This window comes from Sphingobacterium shayense (assembly GCF_013179575.1).
Lineage (GTDB): Bacteria > Bacteroidota > Bacteroidia > Sphingobacteriales > Sphingobacteriaceae > Sphingobacterium > Sphingobacterium shayense.
The window spans coordinates 75686-101198 of record NZ_JABMCQ010000001.1; the positions used below are offsets into that span (position 1 = coordinate 75686).

The 25513-nt window shown below is 38.5% G+C and carries 21 protein-coding genes; 5 read left to right on the forward strand and 16 right to left on the reverse strand.

Translation table 11 applies throughout. From position 1 onward, the window contains the following. Positions 1–4: 4 nt before the first annotated feature. From HP439_RS00350 to HP439_RS00360, 3 genes are read right to left on the reverse strand one after another with little or no spacing between them, the layout of a single operon-like run. Positions 5–571 (reverse strand): chemotaxis protein CheB, encoded by a 567-nt coding sequence (locus HP439_RS00350; protein ID WP_172388336.1) that lies wholly within the window; start codon positions 569–571, stop codon positions 5–7. Continuing rightward, on the reverse strand, positions 571–1401 hold the full coding sequence (locus tag HP439_RS00355; protein ID WP_172388337.1) for a CheR family methyltransferase: 831 nt from the start codon (positions 1399–1401) through the stop codon (positions 571–573). The genes HP439_RS00350 and HP439_RS00355 overlap by 1 nt, the downstream gene beginning before the upstream one ends. Continuing rightward, the gene (locus tag HP439_RS00360) at positions 1389–4823 is read right to left on the reverse strand and encodes a response regulator (protein ID WP_172388338.1); all 3435 of its coding nucleotides are present in this window, start codon (positions 4821–4823) and stop codon (positions 1389–1391) included. The genes HP439_RS00355 and HP439_RS00360 overlap by 13 nt, the downstream gene beginning before the upstream one ends. A gap of 314 nt (positions 4824–5137) precedes the next feature. Here HP439_RS00360 and floA point away from each other — a divergent pair, with 314 nt between their 5' ends. The 3 genes from floA to HP439_RS00375 all read left to right on the forward strand — a co-directional run bounded on the left by floA (position 5138) and on the right by HP439_RS00375 (position 7646). Further along, the gene (gene floA / locus HP439_RS00365; RefSeq protein ID WP_172388339.1) at positions 5138–6118 is read left to right on the forward strand and encodes a flotillin-like protein FloA; all 981 of its coding nucleotides are present in this window, start codon (positions 5138–5140) and stop codon (positions 6116–6118) included. 419 nt (positions 6119–6537) lie between these two features. Then, positions 6538–7056 (forward strand): KdsC family phosphatase, encoded by a 519-nt coding sequence (locus HP439_RS00370; RefSeq protein WP_172388340.1) that lies wholly within the window; start codon positions 6538–6540, stop codon positions 7054–7056. A gap of 5 nt (positions 7057–7061) precedes the next feature. Then, on the forward strand, positions 7062–7646 hold the full coding sequence (locus HP439_RS00375) for a Maf family protein (protein WP_216657714.1): 585 nt from the start codon (positions 7062–7064) through the stop codon (positions 7644–7646). Between the two features lie 52 nt (positions 7647–7698). On the opposite strand, the gene HP439_RS00380 is transcribed toward HP439_RS00375, so the two are convergent. The 11 genes from HP439_RS00380 to HP439_RS00425 all read right to left on the reverse strand — a co-directional run bounded on the left by HP439_RS00380 (position 7699) and on the right by HP439_RS00425 (position 19615). Continuing rightward, positions 7699–10587: a TonB-dependent receptor domain-containing protein gene (locus HP439_RS00380; RefSeq protein ID WP_172388341.1), complete on the reverse strand. Its 2889-nt coding sequence runs from the start codon at positions 10585–10587 to the stop codon at positions 7699–7701. 77 nt (positions 10588–10664) lie between these two features. Continuing rightward, a complete protein-coding gene (locus HP439_RS19790) occupies positions 10665–11108 on the reverse strand; it encodes an HYC_CC_PP family protein (protein WP_484592841.1) in 444 nt (147 codons plus the stop codon). Positions 11109–11843: 735 nt separating this feature from the next. After that, entirely contained in the window at positions 11844–12617 is a 774-nt protein-coding gene (trpA, locus tag HP439_RS00385) for a tryptophan synthase subunit alpha (RefSeq protein ID WP_172388342.1), read from the reverse strand. A 4-nt stretch (positions 12618–12621) separates the two neighbouring features. Continuing rightward, positions 12622–13806 carry a tryptophan synthase subunit beta gene (trpB, locus tag HP439_RS00390; RefSeq protein WP_172388362.1) on the reverse strand — a complete coding sequence of 395 codons (1185 nt, stop codon included), beginning with the start codon at positions 13804–13806 and terminating at the stop codon, positions 12622–12624. A gap of 6 nt (positions 13807–13812) precedes the next feature. After that, positions 13813–14421 carry a phosphoribosylanthranilate isomerase gene (locus HP439_RS00395; protein WP_172388343.1) on the reverse strand — a complete coding sequence of 203 codons (609 nt, stop codon included), beginning with the start codon at positions 14419–14421 and terminating at the stop codon, positions 13813–13815. A 1-nt stretch (position 14422) separates the two neighbouring features. Further along, on the reverse strand, positions 14423–15412 hold the full coding sequence (trpD, locus tag HP439_RS00400; RefSeq protein ID WP_172388344.1) for an anthranilate phosphoribosyltransferase: 990 nt from the start codon (positions 15410–15412) through the stop codon (positions 14423–14425). 208 nt (positions 15413–15620) lie between these two features. Further along, positions 15621–16079, reverse strand: a complete 459-nt coding sequence (locus HP439_RS00405) for a hypothetical protein (protein WP_172388345.1) — start codon at positions 16077–16079, stop codon at positions 15621–15623. A 151-nt stretch (positions 16080–16230) separates the two neighbouring features. Further along, positions 16231–16452, reverse strand: a complete 222-nt coding sequence (locus tag HP439_RS00410; protein ID WP_002996718.1) for a DUF2795 domain-containing protein — start codon at positions 16450–16452, stop codon at positions 16231–16233. Positions 16453–16572: 120 nt separating this feature from the next. Further along, complete coding sequence (locus tag HP439_RS00415; protein ID WP_172388346.1) at positions 16573–17331, reverse strand: ABC transporter ATP-binding protein; 759 nt, start codon at positions 17329–17331, stop codon at positions 16573–16575. 82 nt (positions 17332–17413) lie between these two features. Continuing rightward, a complete protein-coding gene (locus HP439_RS00420; RefSeq protein ID WP_172388347.1) occupies positions 17414–18151 on the reverse strand; it encodes a lysophospholipid acyltransferase family protein in 738 nt (245 codons plus the stop codon). Between the two features lie 93 nt (positions 18152–18244). Then, on the reverse strand, positions 18245–19615 hold the full coding sequence (locus HP439_RS00425) for a dipeptidase (RefSeq protein ID WP_172388348.1): 1371 nt from the start codon (positions 19613–19615) through the stop codon (positions 18245–18247). A gap of 197 nt (positions 19616–19812) precedes the next feature. On the opposite strand from HP439_RS00425, the gene HP439_RS00430 reads away from it, so the two are divergent. Together HP439_RS00430 and HP439_RS00435 are read left to right on the forward strand one after the other, a co-directional pair. Further along, positions 19813–22593, forward strand: coding sequence for an outer membrane beta-barrel family protein (locus HP439_RS00430; RefSeq protein ID WP_172388349.1), 2781 nt, complete (start codon positions 19813–19815; stop codon positions 22591–22593). Positions 22594–22622: 29 nt separating this feature from the next. Next, positions 22623–23381 carry a GLPGLI family protein gene (locus HP439_RS00435; RefSeq protein WP_172388350.1) on the forward strand — a complete coding sequence of 253 codons (759 nt, stop codon included), beginning with the start codon at positions 22623–22625 and terminating at the stop codon, positions 23379–23381. A gap of 71 nt (positions 23382–23452) precedes the next feature. Here the strand turns inward: HP439_RS00435 and HP439_RS00440 are convergent, their stop codons facing one another. After that, entirely contained in the window at positions 23453–23635 is a 183-nt protein-coding gene (locus HP439_RS00440; RefSeq protein ID WP_172388351.1) for a histone H1, read from the reverse strand. A 123-nt stretch (positions 23636–23758) separates the two neighbouring features. Next, on the reverse strand, positions 23759–25513 hold a 1755-nt coding region (locus HP439_RS00445), incomplete at its 5' end, for a S46 family peptidase (protein WP_172388352.1).

Sequence of the window (25513 nt, forward strand, 5' to 3'; positions counted from 1 at the left end):
ATTACTATTTTAGATTTTTGAAAAAAGTGATAATTTGTATATCGTTAAATATCTCAAAATCTTCATTGGACTGAATTGCGTGTGAAGGCATAAACGATATACGAGCATCCTGGGGTAATTGTACGATAGATTTCCCCCCCAGAGCGTGAATGCGATGTAGCCCATCGCTTCCATCTTTATTCGCGCCAGAGAGCAGGAACGCAGTACAGCGATTTTCGTAAACTTCTGCAGCGGTTTCAAACAGCACGTCAATCGAAGGCCGTGAAAACTGAATGCGTTCAGAAACATCTAAGGAAAAAAGATAATTAGGTTCGATAAGTAGATGATAGCCCGGCGGCGCAAAGTACACGTTCCCTGCTGATATTTCTCCCTTATCGGAAGCTTGATGTATTGTTCTATCAAGTTTTAGAGAGAGCGTTTCTTCAATTTTGGTGCTGAAACGTTCATTTCTATGCAATATTACAATAATGGCGGGTTTAAAAGAAGAAGGTAGTGCAGTCAAAATCTCTACGATTAGTTCATATGCGCCAGCACTGCCTCCAATGAGGATGATTTCTTTTGCTTTGACCATCACTTAATCTTTTGATAAATGTTATGTGTCTTGTTAACAACTTTGAAATTCGCCATAATGTCTCTGTTAAATAAGGTTTCCTTTGCCCCTAAGCACAAAAAGCCGAATTCACTTAATGATTCATAAAGAAGTCTAAAAACTCGGTTTTGGAGCTCCAAATCAAAATAAATCAATACGTTTCTGCAGGAAATGAAATGAAATTCGTTAAAAACAGAATCTGTTGCCAAGTTGTGTTGCGAAAACAAAATGTTTTTGCGTAAATCTCCTTGTATAATTGCGGAATCATACATCGCGGTATAATAATCCGACAAACTATACTTTCCTCCTGAAATGAGATAGTTTTCTGAATATTGTCTCATCTTTTTTATTGGATAAATCGCTTTCTTTGCGCTGTCAATAACATTGAGATTGATATCGGTGCCATAAATAAAACTACGATTGTATAAACCTGCTTCGTAAAGCAAAATTGTAAGAGAGTAGACTTCTTCTCCAGTAGAGCATCCGGCACTCCAAAATTTGAGTTGTGGAAAAGTTTCTAAATAAGGAAACACCTCCTCTCGAATTGCTTCGTAATAATTCGGATCACGGAACATCTCTGTTACGTTCACCGTTATTTCATTCATAAAGTAAGTTTGAAATCCCTCAAGATTGATGATCGCATGTTTCAGCTCATGGAAATCCAGATTGTCCAAATCCATTACTCGTTGTACACGACGTTTCAGGGAAGACTTGCTGTAGCCGGAAAGATCGAATCCTGAGATGTGTGATAGCAGTTCAATAACCTGTTCAAGCTGTTCGAATGTAATATGCGAATTACTTAACTTAGCCATACACGCATTAATGAGACGAGCTTATCTACGTCAATAGGTTTACTGATATAATCATTCGCTCCTGATTGAATAGTTTTTTCACGATCACCCTTCATAGCTTTCGCTGTGACGGCAATGATTGGAAGATTACTGTTTTTTTTGTTTTCTCTGATTTTAGCTATTGCTTCATATCCGTCCATTTCGGGCATCATAATGTCCATGAGTACTATATCAATATTGTTCGGCTCTTTATTAGCTATTTCTACAGCCTCGTGTCCATTGTTTGCAATCTCAACTTCCATGTTGAGTTCTTGCAGTGTGTTCGTGAGGGCGAAAATATTTCGCATATCATCGTCTGCGATTAAGACTTTTTTCCCTTGCAGACTATCTGATTGATTCTTAACATTTGTCAGGTTCGTTCTCGTGTTAGTCGAGCCATAGCCATCTGTGCTCAGCTTATTCAGAAATAGAGTCACCTCGTCAATTAGTCTGTTTGTGCTTTTCTCAGATTTTAGAACCATTGCCTTTGTATATTGTCGGATATGTTCTATCTGCTTTTTTGTTAAATCGTATGCCGTGTTGATAATAATCGGTGTGTCTTGATATTTCGCGATCGATTTTATTTTGTCAAGTATGTCTAAGCCGTCGGCGTCAGGAAGTTTTACATCTAGAATAATACAATCGATGTTCTCCTCTGAAGCCAATTTCGATAATGCATTATGTCCTGAGAAAGCTTGAAGTACGTTAATATGCCGTTCAGCAAATGCTGATTTGATGATTTCGCTTTGAAATTCTTGGTCCTCAACCAATAGTACTTTTTTGATGTTCTTGTTGATGTTTAGGTTGATGTTTTTAAATGTCGAATTCAATGAAGATTCCGATACCGGTTTTGAAATAAATCCTATAGCCCCATTTTCAATAAATTTTCGTTGACTAAAACTTGCTGCTGACATCATGTGTATTGGAATGTGCTTGGTTTGTGTGTCGGCTTTTAGGGTTTTTAACACTTCCCAGCCGTCGGCAGTTGGCAGCATTACATCGAGTATGATTGCATCTGGTTTAAATTGCATGGCCTTTTGAATGCCTTCCATTCCATCATGAGCTAGCATTACTTGGAATCCACGTCCTTCCGCGAAATCACGGAGAATATGGGCGAAGTTTACATCATCTTCGACGATCAAAAGATGGTTCTTGTTTTCAAGATCCGATTGTTCAATTTCTGTAAAGGTAGATAGTTTGTCGTCAGTCGCTTCGTTTAACACAGGTTTATCTTGTTTTACTGCAACTGGGGCACCGTTTTCTTGAGGAATGTGTTGATATGGAATCAACAACGTAAAGCTACTTCCTTTGGTCGGCTTGCTTTCCAAGATGATTCTTCCTCCAAGAAGCGATGCGATTTCTTTACTGATAGAAAGACCTAATCCAGTCCCGCCGTATTTTCTACTAGTGGAGCCGTCTTCTTGTCTGAACGCCTCGAATATGAGTTTTTGCTTTTCTTCGGATATGCCTTTCCCGTCGTCACTCACGGTGAACTTGAAATGATCATTGTCCGCGTTAATCTTTAATGCAACGTGTCCGCCTTTATCGGTAAATTTAAGGGCATTGGAAAGAAAGTTCCTAAGAACTTGTTCGATTCGAGTTTCATCACTTATGAAAAATGGTGGAACTTCTTTTTCTATCTCAACTGTCAGTTTGATCTCCTTTTCTTGTGCCGGGGCCGCAAATAAATTTGAGATAACCTCCGTGAAAGTTTTGATGTTAATCGTTTCATAATTTAATTCGACTTTTCCCGATTCAATTTTAGCTAAATCCAATAAATCATTAATTAGCTCAAGCAGATCGCTCCCCGCACCGTGAATTACCGAAGCGTATTTTACTTGATCTGAATTGAGGTTTTGACCTTTATTATCTTGAAGAAGTTTCGCTAATATGAGTATGCTATTCAAGGGCGTGCGTAACTCGTGACTCATATTTGCCATGAATTCTGATTTATACTTGCTCGCTTGTTCTACCTCGTGAATTTTTTTATTCACTTCGCGCTGTGATATTGATAGTTCTTCATTCGTCTTCTCTAAAAGTTTCGCTTTTGTGAGAAGTTCAGTGTTTGCTTGCTGTAATTCTTCTTGCTGCACACGCAACTCTTCCTCCGATGCTTCGAGCAAATTCGTTTTGTAAAGCAGTTCTTCATTAGTAATTCGTAATTCCTCTTGTTGAGCTTCGAGCTCGGAAGTTTGTTGCTGGGTTTCCTCTAATAACGCCTCTACTAGCATATGACTTTGCCCGAATTTGATTGACATAGCTATGGTACGTGATACTCGTTCCACGTATGCTAATATACGTGTTAGCTCCGCGTCTTGATAGTTTCCCCCGATTTCTAAGAAACCGAATGTGTGATTTTCGTAGACCATCGGTGTGAGGATATTTGTGCTTATTTGATTCTTAAGTAGAGTACTTGATGAGTGTACCGAGTTGTTCTCGTTTGACGAAATAACTTTCGTTATTTGGGTTTTCGTTACATTGCCCATGAGTCCTTCCCCTTCGCTAAATACTTGCGGTATCTTTATCGTTTTGTCAATCCCAATTTTTTCTTTTAAGTGATAAATGTCGGAATCTGTTTTTCGGATATACAATGTTCCGGCATAAAATTTTAAAGAGTCTTTCACACAGTTGAAAGCTACTTTGGCAATTTCTGTTTCGTTGTCTACGCCTTGAATTTTTTCATTCAGTTTACTCGATTCGGCCAGAACCCAGTTGAAGTTTTCTATGTCTTGTTTTGTACGCTGGATATCTATATTGAGTTTCGTCGTTTCTTTTGCACGTTTAGATAATTCTCTGATAGCTCGTGTGATCCGGTTATAAACATATAAGAATAAAAACAATGGTAACGCTATAAAAACAAAACATTTGGTTTTTAGTCGCGCAATACGATTATTTGCATCGGTAGCTAAGTTTTCTCGTTCCTGTGTGATGTTAGTTCGAACGACCATCAAAGATTCGTTGATATCTGCGCGTTGTTGAAGGATGATGTTTTGAGCTTTCTGGTCGTCGAGATTTTCTTCTGTATCTAAGGTGAGCGATTTTTCATAACTGTTCTGCAAAGACTCGATTTCTTTTAAGAGAACACTATTTTTATCCAAAACAGTTGCCAGCTCGGCGAACGAACGATCAATATGTGTTTGAAGCTCCCTAAGTTTGGTTAGGTCTTGTTGATTGCGGTTTAATAGATAACTTGTTTTTGCTTGTAGTGCTGCAAAAATGTTCGTGTCGATTTCAATTACTGTTTCCTTGATGTTAAGCAAGTTTTCAGTTTTCGTTTCCATTGTCTCTAGTTCAACTGATACTGTATTGAAAAAGTATATAGTGGTACCAATTATAAGTAGATAGGCAATAATGACTCCAATGAACAATTCCCATTTTAGGATTGATTCGCTTTTTAGTTTCATGTTATTAAAAATAATAAAAAGTTACTTTTATTCGTGAACGACAATCTCAAGTTCCCCTATAGTTGGTTAACTTTTTTCTTGGCTATAACAAATTTAGTTATTAAAAGATTAGTTTATTGTTAGCGGTGTAAACTTTCTAAGAAACTTCAATGTTCCGTGTGCGATTAGTCATTTTTTTGACGGATCAGCGATCGATAAGCAAATATGTCTTTTTTTCGCTCGGGAAGGAAATTATATTTGTATATGTAAGCGTAAAATGCACTTTTTTTGGATAAATATTTTAACTTTAGCCTATTACTTAAAACCGTGAATTTATGGATCCAGGAATTAGTTTGATATTGATTATCGTTGGTGGTGTTGTAGCATTTTTTTTATTGCTTTATCTGCTACCCGTAAACCTCTGGTTTACCGCCCAACTCTCTAATGTGAAAATAAGCCTATTGAATTTGGTATTAATGCGTCTACGGAAAGTACCACCGTCGCTTGTTACTAATGCGATGATTACTTCTACCAAAGCGGGATTAAAAATTACTTCAAATGATATTGAAACACATTTTTTGGCGGGTGGAAATGTAAATAAAGTCATTAAAGCACTTATATCTGCAGACAAAGCAAATATTCCACTGGATTTTAAATTAGCTACCGCGATTGACTTGGCAGGGCGTGACGTTTTTGATGCTGTCCAGCTGTCTGTGAACCCTCAAGTGATTAATACGCCTCCTGTCGCGGCTGTCGCAAAAGATGGTATTCAACTTATAGCAAAAGCTCGTGTAACGGTCCGTGCAAACATTAATCAACTTGTCGGCGGCGCTGGAGAAGAAACGATATTGGCTCGTGTAGGTGAGGGTATTGTTACAACAATCGGATCTTCGGTTGATCATAAAGCTGTTCTTGAGAATCCCGATCGTATTTCCAAGACCGTTCTCTCAAAGGGGCTTGATTCAGGAACAGCGTTCGAGATTCTATCGATTGATATCGCAGATATAGATATTGGTGAGAACGTTGGCGCGAAGCTGCAGACTGATCAAGCCGAAGCTGACCTTAAAGTAGCGAATGCAAGGGCAGAGGAAAGACGTGCGATGGCAGTTGCTACGGAACAAGAGATGCGTTCCAAAGCTCAGGAAGCGAAAGCGAAAGTTATAGAAGCAGAATCACAAGTTCCTTTAGCAATGGCAGAGGCATTTAGAAATGGAAACTTGGGAATCATGGATTATTACAAGATGCAGAATATACAATCAGATACGGAAATGCGCAGTTCAATCGCAAAACCACCAAGTGGCGACAAAGGGAAGTAGTCGTATTTTTCATTAACGAAATAATGACCGATTGATTTTGAATAAATCAATCGGTTTTTTTTGATAGTTGAATATAAATATTTTTAAAATATTGAAAATAAGATGTGTATGACTATGTAAAAAAGTTGTTGTAAAAACAAAACCCTGACGATGGGCGCCAGGGTTTGCTACTAACCAATTATAAACCTAAATTATGAAAAGACAATTTTATGTGTAATCATTAATATCTCTTTGATTACAGTACAAAGGTACATCAATTCGCGACATTGACAAGGCTTTTTCGTTAATTAGTTTCCTCCACAACTAACTTCTGACATTTATCTGATGGTTTGCCTTATTTTGATAAAAACATGGCCGAAACGGATTAGTAAGTATCGGTGTTGTGTGTATATGCGTTGTTTTAGTTATTTTTGACTGATATGATTTTAGAAAAATTTACGCGAATAAAAGGATTATTTCTAGATGTTGACGGCGTCCTTACAGATGGTACAGTAATGGTAAATGAAAGCGGGGAGCAATTGCGTTCTTTCTCCATTAAAGATGGTTATGCGATACAACTCGCCGTTAAGGCAGGTTTGAAAATCTTTGTAATCAGCGGTGGAAAATCGCAGGGTGTAAAACATAGACTTAATTCGCTTGGAGTCACCGATGTATATTTGGGAGTAAGTAACAAGCTGCAGCTAATGAAAGAAATATTAGATGAAAATTCTCTTCATGCTAGCGAGGTTGCTTTTATGGGTGATGACATTCCAGATCTGGCGTGTATGCAATACGCCGGGCTCGCTTTATGCCCACAGGATGCTGTGGAAGACGTAAAGACGATTTCAGGATATGTTTCTCCGAAGTCCGGAGGTCTCGGTTGTGTACGTGATGTAATAGAGAAAATGTTGCGACTACAGAACTTATGGTCGAACGAATTAGGTATTAAAAGTATTTGAAAAGTATGGTGTTAGAAGCTTTAGAAAATATACGTGTGGTGTTAGGATCGCAATCACCTAGAAGAAAAGAGCTTCTAGCTCGATTAGGTGTGGATTTTCAGGTATTGGTTCTGGAAACCGAAGAATTTGTCGATCGTCGGTTAAGCCCTGCTGAGGTTGTCGTTGATATTGCTCAAAAGAAATCAGAAAAATTTGCTTCTGAAGAATTTTTTGATTCACTAGTAATTACCGCTGATACAGTTGTCGTTCACCGGAATATCCTTTTAGGGAAACCAAAAGATTCAGCGGACGCGTTTCAAACTCTTAAATCGATGCAAGGGGAGAAGCATTCAGTATATACCGCAGTGGCACTGCGCTTTCAACAGAAAACATATACCTTTATGGAAGAGACAATTGTTGAATTGTATCCGCTTTCAGATCAGGAAATTCATTATTACATAAATAAATTCGAGCCGTATGATAAAGCTGGATCGTATGGTATCCAAGAGTGGATTGGTTTGATCGGTATTAAGTCTATTGAAGGGTCGTATGAAAATGTCGTCGGACTCCCTACAGCGAGATTATACCAAGAAATAAAAAGCATTCTTTAAAAAAACGCAAACGCCCGTTGTATACTTTCGATGCGGGCGTTTGTGTTATTAGTTATTTGATTGTATATCGTAGTCCTGCGTAAAATAGTCGTCCCGATATTGGACCCCATAGCAGATTTGTGTCGAAATATTGGCCAAAAGGATCATCGAACGCTAAAATAGGGTCCTTTTGGTAGAAATTTGTTAAGTTTTCTCCACCAATATATATAGTGAAGTTTTTAGTTACCCCCAAAGATTTGCTTATTTGTGCATTCATTGTTATATAGGCATCCGAATAATTTGATAATTGATATTGTTCCGGATTTGCTGCAGTTGAAGGCAAACGTTTTTTACCCACGGTATTTAGTGTATAATCGAAACTCCATCCATTATGTAAATTATATCCCAAGTTCATAAAACCACGATGTTTTGCTGTTAACGCTTTTTGCAGACGTCCTTGATTATAATCGGTTTGTACGTCGAGAAATCTATAGGCAAAGCGAGCCTCTAAGTGCGCTAGTGGCATGAATCGGAACTCTGTTTGCAAGCTATTGGAGTAAGACTTGCCCTCTAAATTATAGAATGATACAGTTCTTGGGTTTTCTAAATCTACCACGACCTGGTTGCTGAATCTATTATGAAATAATTCTGCAGAGAGACCAGCTTCGCGGCCAAATAATCGTAGGTCCTGATCGATTGTAAATCCAGTATTCCAAGATACTTCGGGATTCAACCCATATGCTGTGCCTTTTGTGCTAGTGAGATTTACTGGATCAATCGTTCTGCTAGAGGCAAAAATTCCCATATTCTCTGCAAATATATTGGCGGTGCGTTGTCCTCTTCCTGAACTTAAACGTAGTGTGGTACCTAATGCTGGGGCATACCGGATCACGGCTCTTGGAGTTGTAAACCACCCGTAAATACTGTTGTAGTCTTGGCGAAGTCCCAATACAGCATCAAAATTTTCGTTTGGTGCATAGGTATATTCCGCAAATACACCAGACACAGTTTCTTTTCTATTAAAACCGTAGTTAAGAAGGAGTTCTTTATATTTATCGTAAGAAATCGATGCGCCCGCCCTGTATTTGTGTTTTACACTGCCAAACACGTCTTGGTATAAAAAGTTCACGTACCCACTTTGTTGCTCGTTATCGTATGTTGTAAGTCCAAAATAACTATCTTGTTCGTAGTGTGACCCCGATACTTGAAGCCCTATGCTCCGTAATTTATGATTAGGAAAAATATAACCAATTTTGGCGAAACCTTCAATACGCTTAATATCGAAACCAAGACCGTAGCGATTCTTTGTCCCTTTGTCTGTCCTCTCGTTAAACTCAATTTCACCTCCTATACGATCGTCGCGAAGATATTTTAGCCCAAATTGGGTAATTAGTCCTTGACCATTTTCGTAGGTCCACCGATTGACTCCCGAAAAGACATTTCCAACCGGCATGTCTCTAAATCCATTGTTGCTGAAATTCATGTTCTTATTGTACATAAAATTGTCGTGCAAAAGCAGACCAACGGACCACCTGTCGCTGATTTTATGGGCCAAGTTTAAATTTACATCGCCACGCCCCATATTATTGCCATAAATATTAAAGTGCAATTGGTCCGTGTTATTCGGCTTTTTTAGTTCCACGTTGATTTGTCCTGACATACTTTCAAACCCGTTTGCAACAGATCCCATACCTTTGCTAATTTGTATCGATTCTATCCAGGGGCCTGCCATGCTGTTTAAGCCAAGCGAGCCTGCGAACCCTCGAGGACCAGGCATGTTCTCAACAGTGAGTTGAGTGTATACACCGCTCAATCCAAGAAGTTGGATTTGCTTACTTCCAGTGACAGCGTCACTGCTCACAACATCGACTGAGGCATTGGTTTCGAAGCTTTCACTTAAATCACAACAAGCTGCCTTGAAAAGTTCTTTTGCGGTGATCGTTTCCACACGATTGGGGTTAAGTTTAGAAATGTAATTTGTTTTCTGTTTTCGAGAAACAACGACTTCTTCCAATACGTTATCTTTAGCATGAATTACAAGAATATCGTGTAGGTTTTTGACCAGTATTGTATCTGGCTGCATGCCGACAAAACTGACGACGATGTTTTTGTACTCTTCCTCGTGTTTCAGATCAAAGACTCCGTTTTGGTTTGATTGAACGGCAATATTTTGGTTTTCGAGCCAAAATATATTGACACCCGGAATCGGGGTAAGTTCGCCTTTCTGATTTTCTTTAACCACGACACCACGAATCATATGATCGTGGTCTTCGTGTGTCATTGAATGTGCGTTTGATTCTGATTTTTTTGTGTTTGTCTGTTCTCTTTCGTACTTACAACAGTCAGGAAGTTTGTCGTATGTATCGTTCATCGTCTTAAACTCGTCCGTATCGTGCCCCTTGTTCACGATAGCTTGTTTGATTTGCGTGATAGTTGTTTTTGAAACATCAAAACGGACAGTCGTTATTCTACTTTTCGCATCCCATTTTGCGTCTTGAACGCCATCGATACGAGCTGCATCTTCAATTCGCTTCTTGCACATTTCACACACACCGGCCGTATTAAAGGATATTGTCTGGATACCGGTGGTTAATAGATTAGATGTTTTCGAACTTGTACTTCCTTGTGATTGGCGCTCATAAAGACAACATTCATGAAGTTTTTCATAAACGTTATCGTCAGCACGTATCTCATCGGTGTCGTGACCAACCGCAGCAATGGCTTGTTTAATTTCACGAACAGTCGCTTTTGATGAATCGAAATTTATATTTGCGACTCCTGTTGAAGGATCCCAATCTGCCGAAGAGACACCTTTGATTTTTGCCGCTTTTTCAATTCTCTGTTTGCAGAGGCCACAGTTTCCGGCAACTGTGAAGTTTATAGTGGTATCTGTTTGCGCATATGTTAACATTGTTAAACATAATAGAAAAGCAGATAAACCGAATTTAAATAGATATTTCATTTAATTGATTTTCATTTAACAGTATATTTCTTAGGCATGGTCGAGAGACCTTGCGTCAACAATTTACTATCAATGAATCAAATTCTGAAATTACAATGAAAAAGGTAGGTAGGGGGTTTGTAGGCGACTAATGGTTTTTCGGAATACGTTTTTTCCAGATTGTCTGGATTCACTATGAAATTCTGAAATATCGAAATCCAGTAGATCGTAGTTATAGCGGGAGCTAAGTTGAAAAAAGAAAATATAGCAGCAGTATTCTCCGCTTCGTTATCAGATTTTTTCAGTTCCAGTGTAATGTCTTTGCAACAGGTTTGCAGAGCTAGGTCACATGTATGGCTCATTTGATCGTTATGATCGTTGCCTTTGTGTTGCAAACACATCGTGCAATTTTGTCGCTCTTTTAATGATTGCCCTTGAATGCTAACGTCCGAAGTTCCATGGCAAAAATGCATGTAAACAGTAGCTCCCGAACAAGTTACCGTATAGAAAAATAATAGTATGTATGCTATTAATACACGCATGTTCACAAAGATAGGAAAACAAAATGTATTTAAACAATTTCTTGACGAATGAACCAGGTATATTGATATTAATCTAATAATGTGAATTGTGGAAAAAAAAAATTTTAACGGTAGCTAAACATTAAATACTTTTATGGTGAACATTATAAACCGCATAACCATGGAAAAATTACTTATTCAGCCTGAAATCTCACTGTGCGTTGCGGCGATCCTTCTCGTTTCTGCCGTTGTGCTATTTAGAGTATATTCGAAATTTGTCAAGCATTATTAGTAATTCGCTCAGTAGTATGAGCGGTTATAAAATGGGGCGTAAAACCCACTGATCACGACCGATCCGAAAGGGTGGGTGAGATAACTTTGGCACATACCTTTTAAAAGAACATTTGTACTTGCGATGGTTCTTTGAGGTGATCGCAGGATTGTTAGGCTGGCGTTAAGCCATAAAGTGCAAAGACTCTGCTTTACGGCTACTAAGGGTTGCATAATCGAAATATTGCCCCTTTGAGAACCAATTCGCGCGTCACCCAAAATGGAGCAATGCAATGCATTGTCAATATGTGAGCCTTTGACTACGAAGTCTTATCTATCAGACTATACTGCGGGAGGGTAGCCTAAACGCTTATTTTTATTGGTATTCGCGAAAAAGACGCAACTGAAGTTAATTGCGTCTTTTTAATTGTTAAAAATATCAATATCGAGCTATGTTAAAGTTTGGTTGTAACTCTACGACACTTATTAAGGGTTCACGATCGATTTGATAAACTTTTCGATCTTATCCTCATAATTTTGCTGTGCGAGAATATTTACAAAGGCAGTTCCTATTATTGCCCCCGCAGCATAGTCTGTCGCTTTTTGAAATGTCTTTGCGTCAGAGATACCGAAACCAATGACCAATGGACTTTTGAGATTCATTGCTGCCAAACGTTTGAAGTACAATTCCGCCTGGTTGCTGACTTCAAGATTTTTGCCGGTAGTAGCATTTGAAGACAGTAGATAAATAAAACTATTACTAAGGCCATCGATTTTTCGGATCCTTTCATCTGAGGTTTGTGGAGTGACTAAAAACACATTGCTAATACCATATTTGGTAAATAGATCTTGATAGAGTTCCTCATATTCATACATAGGCAGATCTGGAATTATAACGCCCGTGATTCCGACTTCTTGACAAGATTTACAAAAATTTTCTACACCGTACTGAAGAACAGGGTTAAAATAACCCATCAGAAATACAGGAATCGTTACTCGTTTAGGGAGCCCTTTTAGCTGTTCGAATAACGTTTTAAGCGTCATTCCATTTTCCAGGGCTATTTGAGAGCTTTTTTGAATGACTGGTCCGTCTGCTACTGGGTCGGAGTATGGAAAACCGATTTCTAAGAAATCAACTCCAGACTTTTCCAAGCGTTCAGCAATATCCACCGTTGAATTGAGTGTAGGATACCCAGCGGTATAATAGATTGACAACAGACGTTTGTCAGCATTTGCTTTGGTTAAATTTTCTTTTTGCATTTTCTTAGAGTCCAAAATATTTTGTGTAATTGTCAAGATCCTTGTCGCCTCGACCTGATAAACAAATAACGACGGTTTCATCTCCTTTAAAGGACATTTTTTCTAAATATGCCAGTGCATGAGAACTTTCAATCGCCGGGATAATGCCTTCCAGTTGTGTTAGCCTTAATCCAGCTTGCATAGCTTCATCGTCTGTAATACTAACGTATGATCCTCTTCCGTTTTTAAATAACCAGGCATGCTGCGGTCCGATGCCAGGGTAATCTAATCCCGCGGAAATCGAGTACGGTTCAATAACCTGTCCGTCATCTGTTTGCATAAGAATAGAACGGCTACCGTGAAGAACGCCCTCTTTGCCAAGCGCAGTCGTTGCTGCAGATTCTCCGCTTTCCACGCCATGACCGGCGGCTTCTACCGCAATTAGTTTTACTTCTTCTTGATCTAGAAAATGATAGAACATTCCAGCAGCATTTGAACCGCCGCCTACGCATGCTATTACATAGTTAGGAGTGTCGCTATCGGTTTTCTCTAAAAGTTGCTTTTTTGTTTCCTCAGAAATGATGGATTGGAATTTGGCAACCATGTCTGGATAAGGATGTGGCCCCACAACCGAGCCAATGATATAGTGCGTGTCGACGGGATTATTAATCCAATCACGAAGCGCTTCGTTTGTGGCATCTTTTAGTGTACGGCTTCCTGACTGCGCTGCTATAACTTTTGCCCCCATCATCTTCATGCGAGCAACGTTAGGTGCTTGTCTTGCTATATCCACTTCTCCCATATAAACGATACATTCAAGTCCCTTGAGGGCGCAGACTGTTGCAGTGGCGACTCCATGTTGGCCAGCACCTGTTTCAGCGATAATGCGTTTTTTCCCCAACCGTTCTGCAAGCAGGATTTGTCCTACGGTGTTGTTTATTTTATGTGCCCCAGTATGGTTTAGGTCTTCACGTTTTAGGTAAATATTAGCTCCATAGCGTTGAGAAAGACGTTTTGCTAAGTATAATGGTGACGGACGTCCTACGTAATCTCGTAATAACTCTTGGAATTCCTGTTGAAAACTTTCGTCTTGTATAATATCAAGGTATTTCTGTTGAAGCTCCTCCACATTTGGATAGAGCATTTCCGGTATGTAGGCGCCACCAAATGGTCCATAATACCCTTTTTCGTTTACGTGATACTTATTCATCATTTGTTATAATAGATTCAGTGCGTTTTGTAGTTCGTTAATGTTTTTTAATCCAGGCTTTAATTCAAATTTGGAGTTTAGATCCAATCCGATAAGCCGTTTGTCTCCGATAAGGCTAGCTGCCTTGATATTCTGCTTTGACAACCCACCACTTAAAAAATAGGGAATATGTAATTTATACCCTTTGAGTACTTCCCAATTGAATGTTTGGCCTGTGCCACCATGTTGTTTACTTCGTGTATCAAATAAAAAATAATCTACGTGTGAGACGTAGTTCTCTAAGGTTGCCCAATTGAACTCTTCATGAATACCAAATGCTTTAATAACAGGGACACCCAAATCTTGAATTTCTTTACAAAATTCTGGAGTTTCTGCGCCGTGCAGTTGTATGACGTGAAGGCCCTCGTCGAGTTTCTTTCTAATATTGTTTACTGTATCATTTACAAAAACACCAACTTTTTTAATTGATCCGGGAATTTGTACTGTGGGAATTTTTAAAACCGACCTGGGGGATTGATCATAGAATATAAACCCGATATAATCGATCGGGAGTTTGATTAACTCTGAAATGTTCTGGTCGTCTTTCATGCCACAGACTTTGACTTGTAACTTCATTTTAGTTTTGTATTAATTTTTGGAAACTAGCTAATGCTTTTAATCCTAGTAGGGATGTTTCTGCTTCATAAAAACAATCACCAAAACTCTTGTTGGGGTGTATCGTTTTTATTGCGAAAGCAGCATTGGCTAATACGACTTTGTTCTGGACATCGGTGCCATTTCCTCGCATTATTTTTTGGAATATGTTTGCTGCTTCTTCCACAGTGTCTCCCCCAGTAAGTGTTGCGGCCTGAATAGGTGTGAATCCTAAATCTTCGACTTTGAAGTATTGTTCGCCCCGGTTGTCTATTAGTTTGAAATCTCCAGTTAATGAGATTTCATCATAGCCGTCTAAAGCATGGATGATACTGTATTGTTTGTCTGTGTTCTGATATAAATAATTATATAATCTGGCAAGCTCTAAACTAAAAACTCCGACTGCTTGATACTTTGGGCTAGCTGGATTTGTTAGAGGGCCCAGCATATTGAAAAAGGTCTTTACGCCTAATGCACGACGTATCGGCGCTACCGTCTTCATCGCTGGATGAAATAAAGGCGCATGAAGAAAACATATGTTGGCTTGATCTAGTTGACGGCGGAGCTCGCTGACATCGTTTGTAAATTTGTATCCCAGATGTTCCATGACATTGGAAGAACCGCATCCTGAGGAAACACCTACATTTCCATGTTTCGCAACTTGATAGCCAGCACCTGCGACAACGAAAGAAGCTAAAGTAGAAATATTAAAGGTGTTTTTACCATCTCCTCCTGTCCCACAAAGATCGATAAGGTCATACCCCGGAAGATCGACTTTATTGCATAGGTCATACATCGCATTGCGGAAGCCACTCAGTTCCTCTACACGAATGCTACGCATACCGTAAATTGTCAAAAAAGCAGCGATTTGATGACTATCATATTTCCCTGTCGCGATGTTCGTTAAGATGCCATACGCTTCTTCTTTTGTAAATGTTTTGTATTCAAATAAATGAGCTAATATCTTCTTCATGACTTTGATGGACTAAAATAAAAAAAGCTTGCCTATTTAGGCAAGCTACTATTCTTTGAGATGAAAAAAATCAAGCAATAGGTTTTTGCCACAACATTAATTGTTGTGCCACCACCATGCTCTACTTTTCATTGTTAAATTCATTTGTATTATCGTTGTGAACAAATATCTAATATTTATTGCTTAGCTCCAAATATTTATCAAAAAACTAATAGGTTACGAAATGCGCAATTTTATTTCCTTTAGAAACTAAGGTGAACGACGCAATTCTATCGTTCTCTATATATACAGCGAGCATTTGTCTGTTTTTATAATAAAGAAAATACATTTTGTTCGTCGGTTTTCCTTCGGGGTCGATGTCGTCGGTTTCTCTGCGGGAGAGCTCATCGAAAGGAATATAGGTAATGTTATCGACGTTTTTAGTTTGTAGGTTTAAGCGGATTTCGTTAATGCTTGCTTCTAAGTAGTCGTAACCTTCATTCGAAGTAGTTTTTTCAATCTGTACGTGTTTTGCTAGAATTACGTCGGCTCTTATTGATGGATTATTTACATCAGAAATAAAAGCTTGCACAATTGCAATATCCTTATTAGCGGCATCATTTTTCTGAGCCCTGCTTGAGGAAATTATGGTTAACACTAGTGCAAATGTGTATATAACTCTATTCATGTCTAGTCTTTAAAATAAGACACGAGAAATACTCTAAGGATTAATAGTGCGTTCAGTAATTTGCATTTCGGTACTAAAAAAACGCTTATAAATTGAAGTTTGTTAATTAATTAAAAAATAAAAAACGCCCAATTTTGGCGTTTTTTATTTTTTAATATTCGTCTTCGTTGAAAAAGAAGTCATCCTTTGTAGGATAGTCTGGCCAGATCTCCTCAATGTTTTCATAAGGCTCACCGTCGTCTTCTAATGCTTGAAGATTTTCGATTACTTCAACGGGAGCGCCGGAACGAATAGCATAATCGATTAATTCATCTTTGGTTGCTGGCCATGGAGCATCTTCCAAATGAGATGCCAATTCTAGTGTCCAATACATACTCTAATTTATTTAAATTGCTATTTTCCGCAAAAATAATATAATTATTCACTAAAACAAGTCAAAACAATGTTATTAAATTGAATTGTTTTTAAGTACCTGTTAATCAGGTTAATAAAATTAAAATTTTTCGAAATCTGATCCTTTTTCGTTTAGGGCGTCTAGCCTTGGATCGACAGATTTGATAGAAGGGTTGGGGTAGTCGTCTTCGATAAGCCCGTCACGCATACGTACAATGCGGTGTGCATGTTGTGCAATATCTTCCTCATGAGTAACCAGGATAATGGTATTACCTCTAGAATGGATGTCTTCTAATAGTCCCATAATCTCGATTGAAGTTTTTGTATCTAAATTTCCGGTTGGTTCATCTGCTAAAATTATTGAGGGATCGTTGATAAGTGCTCGTGCGACAGCAACTCGTTGTCGTTGACCGCCTGACAATTCGTTTGGACGGTGATCAACTCTATTGCCCAAACCCACGTTTTCTAACGCATTTAATGCGCGTTCATTGCGTGTGGATTTATTAAGTCCTGCGTAAATTAGGGGAAGAGCGACGTTTTCAAGCGCAGTACTTTTAGGTAAGAGGTTGAAAGTTTGAAATACAAAGCCTATTTCTTTGTTTCGAACTTCTGCAAGTTCATCTTCTGTCATATCCGAAACGTCAATTCCGTTGAGAACATAAGAGCCTCTTGTTGGGGTGTCTAAACAGCCTAAAATGTTCATTAAAGTAGATTTTCCAGAACCGGATGGTCCCATTAACGCCACAAAATCTCCCTTTTTTATCTGTAGAGACACGGACTTTAGAGCATAAATTTTCTCGGCGCCAATTATGTATTCTCTGCCAATATCTTCGATTTCTATTAAAAAGCTTTTGTCCATCTGATTCGGATTATAACAGCGATGAAGTTACAAAAATATTGCGAAAAGCGTATTTGATTTTGACTTCCGTATTATTCAATATTTAATTGTGCCGATTCCAAACGCTTTTCATGCGATTATATACGATGTTCTCTAGCGTGCTATTATCATTCACCAGATACTCATTAATTTCAATTGGTGCTAAAATTCTCACATGTATAGTTCCTGGTTTAGAACCAAATCTTTTGCCGTCATCCCATAGGATTTTCCATGCATCTTGTATAACAATAGGGAGGATAGGGATTTTGTTTTCGGTCGCCATACGAAACGCGCCCGACTTGAAAGGATGCAACACTGGAGGATACCTATCGTCAATTTTTCCTTCAGGGAAGATCACAACAGAATAATTCTTCTTTAGGAGTGCCTCAGCTTTTTTATAGGCTTTAAAAGACGATATTTTACTGTCGCGTTTGACAGGGATATCGATCGTTTTGAAGAATATTCGGGTAACGGGATTACTTAAAAGTTCTTCTTTTCCCATAAATGAGAAGGGTTTGTTGCATAAAAAAGTGAGAATAGTGATGTCTAGTATCGAGGTATGGTTGGGGCACAGGACAAATGTTCGATTCCAGTCGACTGGATGGTCGTATTCTACTTCGATTTTTATGCCGACCAAATAAAGACTCCATACGCTGATAATCCGTCTGAATGACGCGATCTTGGCATAATGTTTATCGGGATTCTTCGCTAAGAAATATAAGACAGGAAAACACAAGCAAAAGACTGCGAAAACGGTGCCTAAGTATAACAACCGGTGAAGACTCTTAAACAAGTTTCTCATTGCTGAATCCTAAATTGATCTTTTAATTAAAGGAAGAGGAAGGTGACTTTTGAATCGGCATTACGAATTAGACAACTCGTAATGCCGGCTAATTTATTTGCTCAATTCTGCATAATATTTGAAGAATGCGGGTATTGTTTGGATACCCATTAAGTAGTTTTCTATTCCATATTTTTCGTTTGGAGAATGGAGGTTGTCACTATTCAATCCAAAACCCAACAAAACCGTTTTTACCCCTAGTTCTTTCTCGAAAAGTGCGACGATAGGAATAGAACCTCCGCCACGTGTCGGTATAGGCTTTTTGCCGAAAGCTTCTTCAAGCGCTTTTTCAGCGGCTTTATAGGCTACACTATCCGTTGGTGTTACGACAGGCTCGCCGCCGTGATGAGGTTTTACTTCCACTTTTACATATTTTGGAGCAATTTTTTCAAAATGGTTTTTGAATAGTTCCGTAATACGATGAGAATCTTGATTCGGGACAAGACGCATTGAAATTTTAGCGAAAGCTTTCGATGGGAGCACTGTTTTAGCACCTTCGCCAATGTAGCCTCCCCATAGCCCGTTAACTTCTAAGGTCGGTCGAATACCGGTTCGTTCAATAGTGGTATATCCTTCTTCACCCCACACTTCATCGACGCCTAAATCCTCTTTGTATGTACTAATATCAAAGGGTGCTTGGTTTAACGCTTCTCGTTCTTGTAGGCTCAATTCGATAACATCATCATAGAATCCAGGGATTGTTATATGGTTATTCTCGTCATGCAATGAAGCGATTAATTTCGCTAATATAGTGGTAGGGTTTGCGACGGCTCCTCCATATACACCCGAGTGTAAATCGCGGTTTGGTCCGGTTACTTCAACTTCTACATACGAAAGGCCACGTAGGCCGGTCTCCAGCGATGGCTGCTCCAAACTTATCATCGAGGTGTCAGAGATTACAATAACGTCATTACGTAATCGGTCACTATTTTGTTTGACAAATGTACCTAGGTTTGCTGACCCAACTTCCTCTTCGCCTTCGATCATGAATTTGACGTTACAGCTTAATGCATTGTTGATCATCATGTACTCAAAAGCTTTGATGTGCATATAAAACTGACCTTTGTCATCGGCGGCACCGCGAGCATATATTTTTCCCTCACGAACAGTCGGTTCAAAGGGAGGCGTATCCCATAATTCGAGTGGATCGGCGGGTTGAACATCGTAGTGACCATAAACTAACACCGTAGGTAGATTCGGATCGATTAGTTTTTCTCCGTAAACGATCGGATTACCCGCGGTTGGACATATTTCTACATTTTCAGCTCCAGCCGATTTTAATTTTTCTGCAACAAATTCGGCGGTTTTCAAGATATCGCTCTTGAATTTAGGATCTGCACTGACGGATGGAAAGCGCAGCAATGCGAATAACTCTTCTAAAAATCTATCCTTGTTGGATTGGACATATTCTTTTATTGTTTGCATGTTGTTGTGTTTTTACAAAGCTACCAATTAATATTTAATCCGAGTTGTTGTTTTGGTAGCTCCGACTTCGTTCTCGATAATATCCTGTTGATGTGAAAAAAGGTTAAATTTTTTAGTTTGTTTTCTATTTCGATTGAAATTTAATTATACTTGAATTATTAACTTATATTTAAATGTGAATTGAACCTAACAAACCTATGAAGAAAATCCTTTGTATATTGTGCGTATGTCTTTTTTTTGTTCAGGAGCAGGTAGGTGCTCAGAGCATTATAAAAGGAGAGGTCGTCGAAGATGGAGACATAACAAAAAAGCTGGGAAACTCCTCGGTAATGCTTTTACAAGCCAAAGATTCCATTTTGATTGATTTTACGCGAGCCGATGAGAATGGAAAATTCTCGATGTCAAAACCGGATAGTATACCTACTATATTGATTGTGAGTTATCCTAAATTCGGAAGTTTCTTTCAAAAATTAAGCGAACCTGGTGATGTTAATCTTGATAAAATTGCTTTATCCAGTGTTAGTCATTTAATTGAAGAAGTCATGGTAACAGGAAAGATACCGGTCGTGGTGAAGGGAGACACAATTGAATACGATGCTGGAAGTTTTACGGTGGAAAAGAATGCGAAAGTAGAGGATTTATTGAAAGTATTACCAGGTATTTCGGTTGATGCTGATGGGAAAATCACAGCACAAGGGAAGACGGTTGAGAAAGTTTTAGTCGACGGAGAAGAATTTTTCGGCGATGACCCTACGCTTGTTACTCGGAATATTCGCTCTGACATGGTTGATAAGGTACAGGTTTACGAAAAGAAATCAGATGATGCTGAACGTACAGGAGTCGACGATGGTACAAGGACGCAAACCATCAATGTCACACTTAAAGAAGATGCTAAGAAGGGAGTTTTTGGAAAGGTCGAAGGCGCAGGTGGAAAAGGCGGTGAGCGAGAGCAGTATCTTGGAAAACTTGCAATAAATAAATTTAACGGAAGTCAGAAAATTGGTGCGTTTTTTCTGATGGCTAACGATGGGAACGTCGGTTTGGATTGGCAAGAAGAAGAGAAGTTCGGTTTATCAGGGGGTAACATGGAAGTTTCCGAGGATGGCGGAGTATATTTTAGTGGAGGATCTTGGGATGAATTCAGCAGGTGGGACGGTCGCGGAAATCCCAAAGCATTAAATACAGGCTTTAACTTTAGTGACAACCTCAATGATGGGAAGCATAAAATTAATTTTGGTTATAAGTATGGTACAATTGAGAATCAACTTACGGAAGCAAGTATTTCTCAAAATAACCTAGAGAGCGGCCAAATAAACAGTGAAAATGCAACGGATCGGAATTCGGAGTTACAAAAGCATCGTTTCAATGGAAAGTATGATTGGAAAATTGACTCCTTGAGTACTATTACATTTAAAGTGTCGGGCTCTAAGGGAAAGCTAGATGTAGACGATATTACGGAAGCGTCCACCAGGAATGCAAACATGGACCTTGTTAATAGCAATGAAAGGATGCAAAATTCTACATCGGAAAACTCGAATTTCTCCTACGACACTTATTACACCCGGAAATTTAGAAAAGCCGGCCGTTCGATATCCTTACGCGTAGCGGGGAACCATACTGATGATAAAGGAGAGAGCCTGCTAAAGTCGCAGACATCTTTTTATGAAACAGGAAGGGACTCAAGTTCGACCTCTATTGATCAATTAAAAGATTTGCACAGTAAATCAAATAACCTTCGTACCTCTGCAACATATACCGAACCATTTACAAAATCTCTAAGCTCGTCAATTGGCTATGAATATAATAATTCACGCTCAAGTTCCGTTAACAACTCATACAACAAGGGGGCGGACGGCGCATATACGGAGTTTGACAGTGAGTTTAGTAACGATTTCGATTATCGAACGATAAGAAATGCGGTGAATTTAACGCTTAAATATAAAATCGAGAAATTCGAAGCAACATTTAATAACTCGTTGCGTAATGATAATATGTTTCAAGAAAATAACTATGAGGATCTTTCTGTTAACCGAGACTTTTTCACTTATAATCCCAATTTGCGTTTACGTTATAATATCACTAAAAACAAATCTATAGGCGCATATTACTCTAGGTATAATAATTTGCCTTCACTATCACAAATTCAACCCTTAAAACAAAATACTGATCCTTTAAACATTGTTATAGGAAATGAGTCGTTGACACCGTCAAATACCGACAGCTACACTCTTTATTTTAATAATTATAATATGTTAAAAGGATTTTATGTTTACGTGAATGGTGGATTAAGCCAAACTAGGAATTCAATTCAACAGAATGTTGATATTGATCCAGTGACCGGCGTACGCTATCTTACATACCAAAATCTTGATAATTATGTTGATAATAACGGTTGGGCTTGGGCCGGAATGGGATTCGATTTAATAAAGAAATACAAGATCAAGGGAAACGCAGGGCTTAATACTAATTACCGTAACAATTATAATTTGATAAATGGAGATCTGAACGAAAACACAAGTTATGATTACGGTTTCGATTTTTCTATTCGGAAGAACACAACAAAAAATATCGACTTTAATTTGAGTTTTAATCCTGGGTGGAGAAAAATAGAAACCTCTTTGCAACCGGAATATAATAGTTCAGGGTTTACATACGCATCCGACTTATGGTATAATTGGCACCTTCCATTTAAGTTTAGCCTGTATGGAAACCTTTCTTATAATTATGAAGCACCAACGAAAGCCTTTGATGAGAAATTTGAAAGAGTTTTGTTTAAACCAGGAGTTTCTCGAAAATTTTTAAAGGATGAAAGTTTGGTTGTAGATTTTTATGTTAATGACCTGTTTAACCAAAATGTTGGATTTAGAAGATATCAATCTGGAAGTATGATAACACAGAATACCTATAATACTATTTCACGCTACTTCATGTTGAAAGTTAGCTGGGATTTTACTACTATGAAAGGGGGGGCACAATAATGAGAGCTTATTGCTATATTTCGATTCTAATGCTAGTATTGTTCGCCGGTACAGCTAACGCACAATATGCGTATTTTCCACTAGAAGGGACTATCGATTATGATAAGACTGTTCACGTGAGAAATCTTCTCCAACGTCATATTGGGACCTTGAAAGAAGATGATTTTACAAAAAAATATTACGAGGGAATTTTGGAGAAAGTTGAAGAGACAGCTGTGTTTAAAAAGAAATTATCGTTTCGAACCGATGAAATGAGTCTTGAAAGTATAGAGGGCACCTATTCGCCTTTAGTGAACAATTTATTAAATGCAGGTCTGTTAGATAATAAGGGGAACCTTTATCAAGATTTAAAAAAAGGTCAGCTCACTTCAAAATTCGATATCGCAGGATCAACCATATTAATTCAAGATTCACTTCTCGATGTAAAATGGAAGATTACTAATGAATACCGAGAAATTGCTGGTTACGAATGCCGAAGAGCTAACGGCGTAACCTTGGATTCAGTCTACGTGGTTGCATTCTATACCGACCAAATCCCGGTGTCTGCAGGGCCAGGTGCAGTTCATGGCTTACCCGGAATGATTCTGGGGCTTGTTATCCCTGAACAACATTATAATATATACGCGACGAAAGTAAGTGTAGCGCAGGCGGAGATAAAGACAGTGACGGGCAGGAAAAAAGATAAACCAATGACACGCAAAGAAGTGCATACCACTTTTAAGGATATAGTCGGACGTTGGATGACTGATCGACAGTTTAATTTATTCATTGCACCGATGTATCTATAATTCGGAAACTCATATTTAATAGAAAGGGGCTTTCTTCTAGAAGAAAGCCCCTTTCTATTAAATATGAAAAACTATTTCTTTACGTCGTTTTTCTTACTTGTTACTTCGTTACGAATTTCTTGAGCTAATGTTTTGATGTCTTGTAGGCCTTTGCGTACGCGAGTACCTGCAGCAGAATTACCATTGTTGAAGAATTTGTCAGCGTCAGCTTCGATACCCGCAACCAAGCTTTTTAATTTGTTGTAATTTTCCATTTTTTAAATATATAATTTTAACTTCTATTAACTACTGTTCTAATATATCATAAATATACAAAAACAACGAAGTAAAGCGTAATTTTTGTATCTAAAACGATAAAAAAAATTGTTTTACTGCTTCTATTCGACGATATTCAGTTCATCGATGATATTTTTTGCATTTGCAAACTTGTCAATAATGAATAGTACGTAACGGATATCTACCGATATTGTCCGCTGTAAAATAGGGTCAAAAATAACGTCTCCAGCCATTGCTTCAATGTTACCATCGAATGCCAAGCCAATCAGTTCCCCTTTTCCATTTAATACAGGGGATCCTGAATTACCGCCAGTAATATCTTGGTCACTCAAGAAATTTACAGGCATGTATCCTGCCTTATCTGCATAGCGTCCAAAATCTTTTGCTTCGTACAGATCTTTTAGTCGAGTCGGTAAATCAAACTCTTCGTCTCCAGGTTGGTATTTCGCAATTGTGCCTTTGAGTGTTGTGTAGTTATTAATGGCTGCATCGTTACGAGTGTCTTTTGGTAACGCTCTTATAGTGCCGTAGGTTAAGCGTAATGTGGAATTGGCATCTGGATAATATTTTTTGTTGGGATTTGATTCTAAAACACCGGCGATATATTTTCTGTACGCCCCCTGGTATTGGTTTGCTAATTCTTCTGTTTCAGGGGATGATTCGCGATATTTGTCCATTAATGATTTTGAAATCAAATACAATGGATCCTTATCAATAGTTTCCGCCGAAGGGTTATTTAAATATTCATTTATTTTGTCTAGAGATGAAAATAAACTTATATCAAACGCGGTTTCTATCGCATTTTTGAATTTGCCGTCGTTTTTATCCGCCAATTCCTTGATATAAGAAGCTATTTGTCCCCCTTTGTTTGCGTATAAAGCCAATTCATCCGATAAAACGTCAACTTCCAGAGGGAGGTGTAGATTGTCGTATTGTTCCTGTAACTGCGCAGCTATTTTAGGTCGAATCTCATCTCGTTTTGCTTGATTGGCTTGTTCATATTGTTTTAAAGCTGCACCCAAGCTGTATGGAAGAGCTGCGAAAGTGGAAGAACGTAACATACCGATTAGGTAATTGTCATGCCGCGCTTTTTCATTGGTTGCTTCATAGTAGGTATTGATGGTTTCTAGGACATTTCCATATTTAGCACGATTAGCTTTTTTATTTGCCCATTTTTGAAATTTCGCTTCTTGTTTGCGCTTCGCATCTGCTGTTTGATGTTTTGTTAATGCATCGATCATTCCTTGTCTGTTTTTCCAATAGTTGGCGACGCCAGAATAAGTTGAAGCGTAATTTAGTTTGACTTCTTGGTCCTGATCCATGTGCTTTTTCATTGCATCCATACCTGTTTTTGAAGCTTCAACCCAAGCAGGATATGCGAAGTTGACATTTTGATCAATACCCGCAGCTGGCATCCATCGGTTCGTACGTCCAGGGTAGCCCAATATCATAGAGAAATCCCCCTCTTGGAAGCCTTTAATACTAATCGGAAGGAAATATTTCGGTTTTAATGGTACATTCTCGGACGAATACTCCGCAGGGTTACCGTCTCTGTCGCCGTATACGCGAAAAATAGAAAAGTCTCCGGTGTGACGGGGCCATTCCCAATTGTCTGTGTCTCCTCCGAATTTACCGATACTGCTTGGCGGAGTACCAACTAAACGTACATCGGTGTAGTCTTGGTAGACGAAATAATAATATTCGTTACCATTGTAGAACGATTTTACAGATACGACATATTTTCCTCCTTCACTATTCTCTTGTTCGATTTTTGCAATTTCTTGATTAATAACCTTTTCCCTTTCTTTTTCTGTCATTTGATCGTTAACAAGTCCCATGATTCGTTTCGACACATC

Excerpts from the sequence above, each read along its gene's own strand:
- HP439_RS00350 (WP_172388336.1), bottom strand. The coding sequence starts at position 571 with ATGGTCAAAGCAAAAGAAATCATCCTCATTGGAGGCAGTGCTGGCGCA.
- HP439_RS00355 (WP_172388337.1), bottom strand. The coding sequence starts at position 1,401 with ATGGCTAAGTTAAGTAATTCGCATATTACATTCGAACAGCTTGAACAG.
- HP439_RS00360 (WP_172388338.1), bottom strand. The coding sequence starts at position 4,823 with ATGAAACTAAAAAGCGAATCAATCCTAAAATGGGAATTGTTCATTGGA.
- floA (WP_172388339.1), top strand. The coding sequence starts at position 5,138 with ATGGATCCAGGAATTAGTTTGATATTGATTATCGTTGGTGGTGTTGTA.
- HP439_RS00370 (WP_172388340.1), top strand. The coding sequence starts at position 6,538 with ATGATTTTAGAAAAATTTACGCGAATAAAAGGATTATTTCTAGATGTT.
- HP439_RS00375 (WP_216657714.1), top strand. The coding sequence starts at position 7,062 with ATGGTGTTAGAAGCTTTAGAAAATATACGTGTGGTGTTAGGATCGCAA.
- HP439_RS00380 (WP_172388341.1), bottom strand. The coding sequence starts at position 10,587 with ATGAAATATCTATTTAAATTCGGTTTATCTGCTTTTCTATTATGTTTA.
- HP439_RS19790 (WP_484592841.1), bottom strand. The coding sequence starts at position 11,108 with ATGCGTGTATTAATAGCATACATACTATTATTTTTCTATACGGTAACT.
- trpA (WP_172388342.1), bottom strand. The coding sequence starts at position 12,617 with ATGCAAAAAGAAAATTTAACCAAAGCAAATGCTGACAAACGTCTGTTG.
- trpB (WP_172388362.1), bottom strand. The coding sequence starts at position 13,806 with ATGAATAAGTATCACGTAAACGAAAAAGGGTATTATGGACCATTTGGT.
- HP439_RS00395 (WP_172388343.1), bottom strand. The coding sequence starts at position 14,421 with ATGAAGTTACAAGTCAAAGTCTGTGGCATGAAAGACGACCAGAACATT.
- trpD (WP_172388344.1), bottom strand. The coding sequence starts at position 15,412 with ATGAAGAAGATATTAGCTCATTTATTTGAATACAAAACATTTACAAAA.
- HP439_RS00405 (WP_172388345.1), bottom strand. The coding sequence starts at position 16,079 with ATGAATAGAGTTATATACACATTTGCACTAGTGTTAACCATAATTTCC.
- HP439_RS00410 (WP_002996718.1), bottom strand. The coding sequence starts at position 16,452 with ATGTATTGGACACTAGAATTGGCATCTCATTTGGAAGATGCTCCATGG.
- HP439_RS00415 (WP_172388346.1), bottom strand. The coding sequence starts at position 17,331 with ATGGACAAAAGCTTTTTAATAGAAATCGAAGATATTGGCAGAGAATAC.
- HP439_RS00420 (WP_172388347.1), bottom strand. The coding sequence starts at position 18,151 with ATGAGAAACTTGTTTAAGAGTCTTCACCGGTTGTTATACTTAGGCACC.
- HP439_RS00425 (WP_172388348.1), bottom strand. The coding sequence starts at position 19,615 with ATGCAAACAATAAAAGAATATGTCCAATCCAACAAGGATAGATTTTTA.
- HP439_RS00430 (WP_172388349.1), top strand. The coding sequence starts at position 19,813 with ATGAAGAAAATCCTTTGTATATTGTGCGTATGTCTTTTTTTTGTTCAG.
- HP439_RS00435 (WP_172388350.1), top strand. The coding sequence starts at position 22,623 with ATGCTAGTATTGTTCGCCGGTACAGCTAACGCACAATATGCGTATTTT.
- HP439_RS00440 (WP_172388351.1), bottom strand. The coding sequence starts at position 23,635 with ATGGAAAATTACAACAAATTAAAAAGCTTGGTTGCGGGTATCGAAGCT.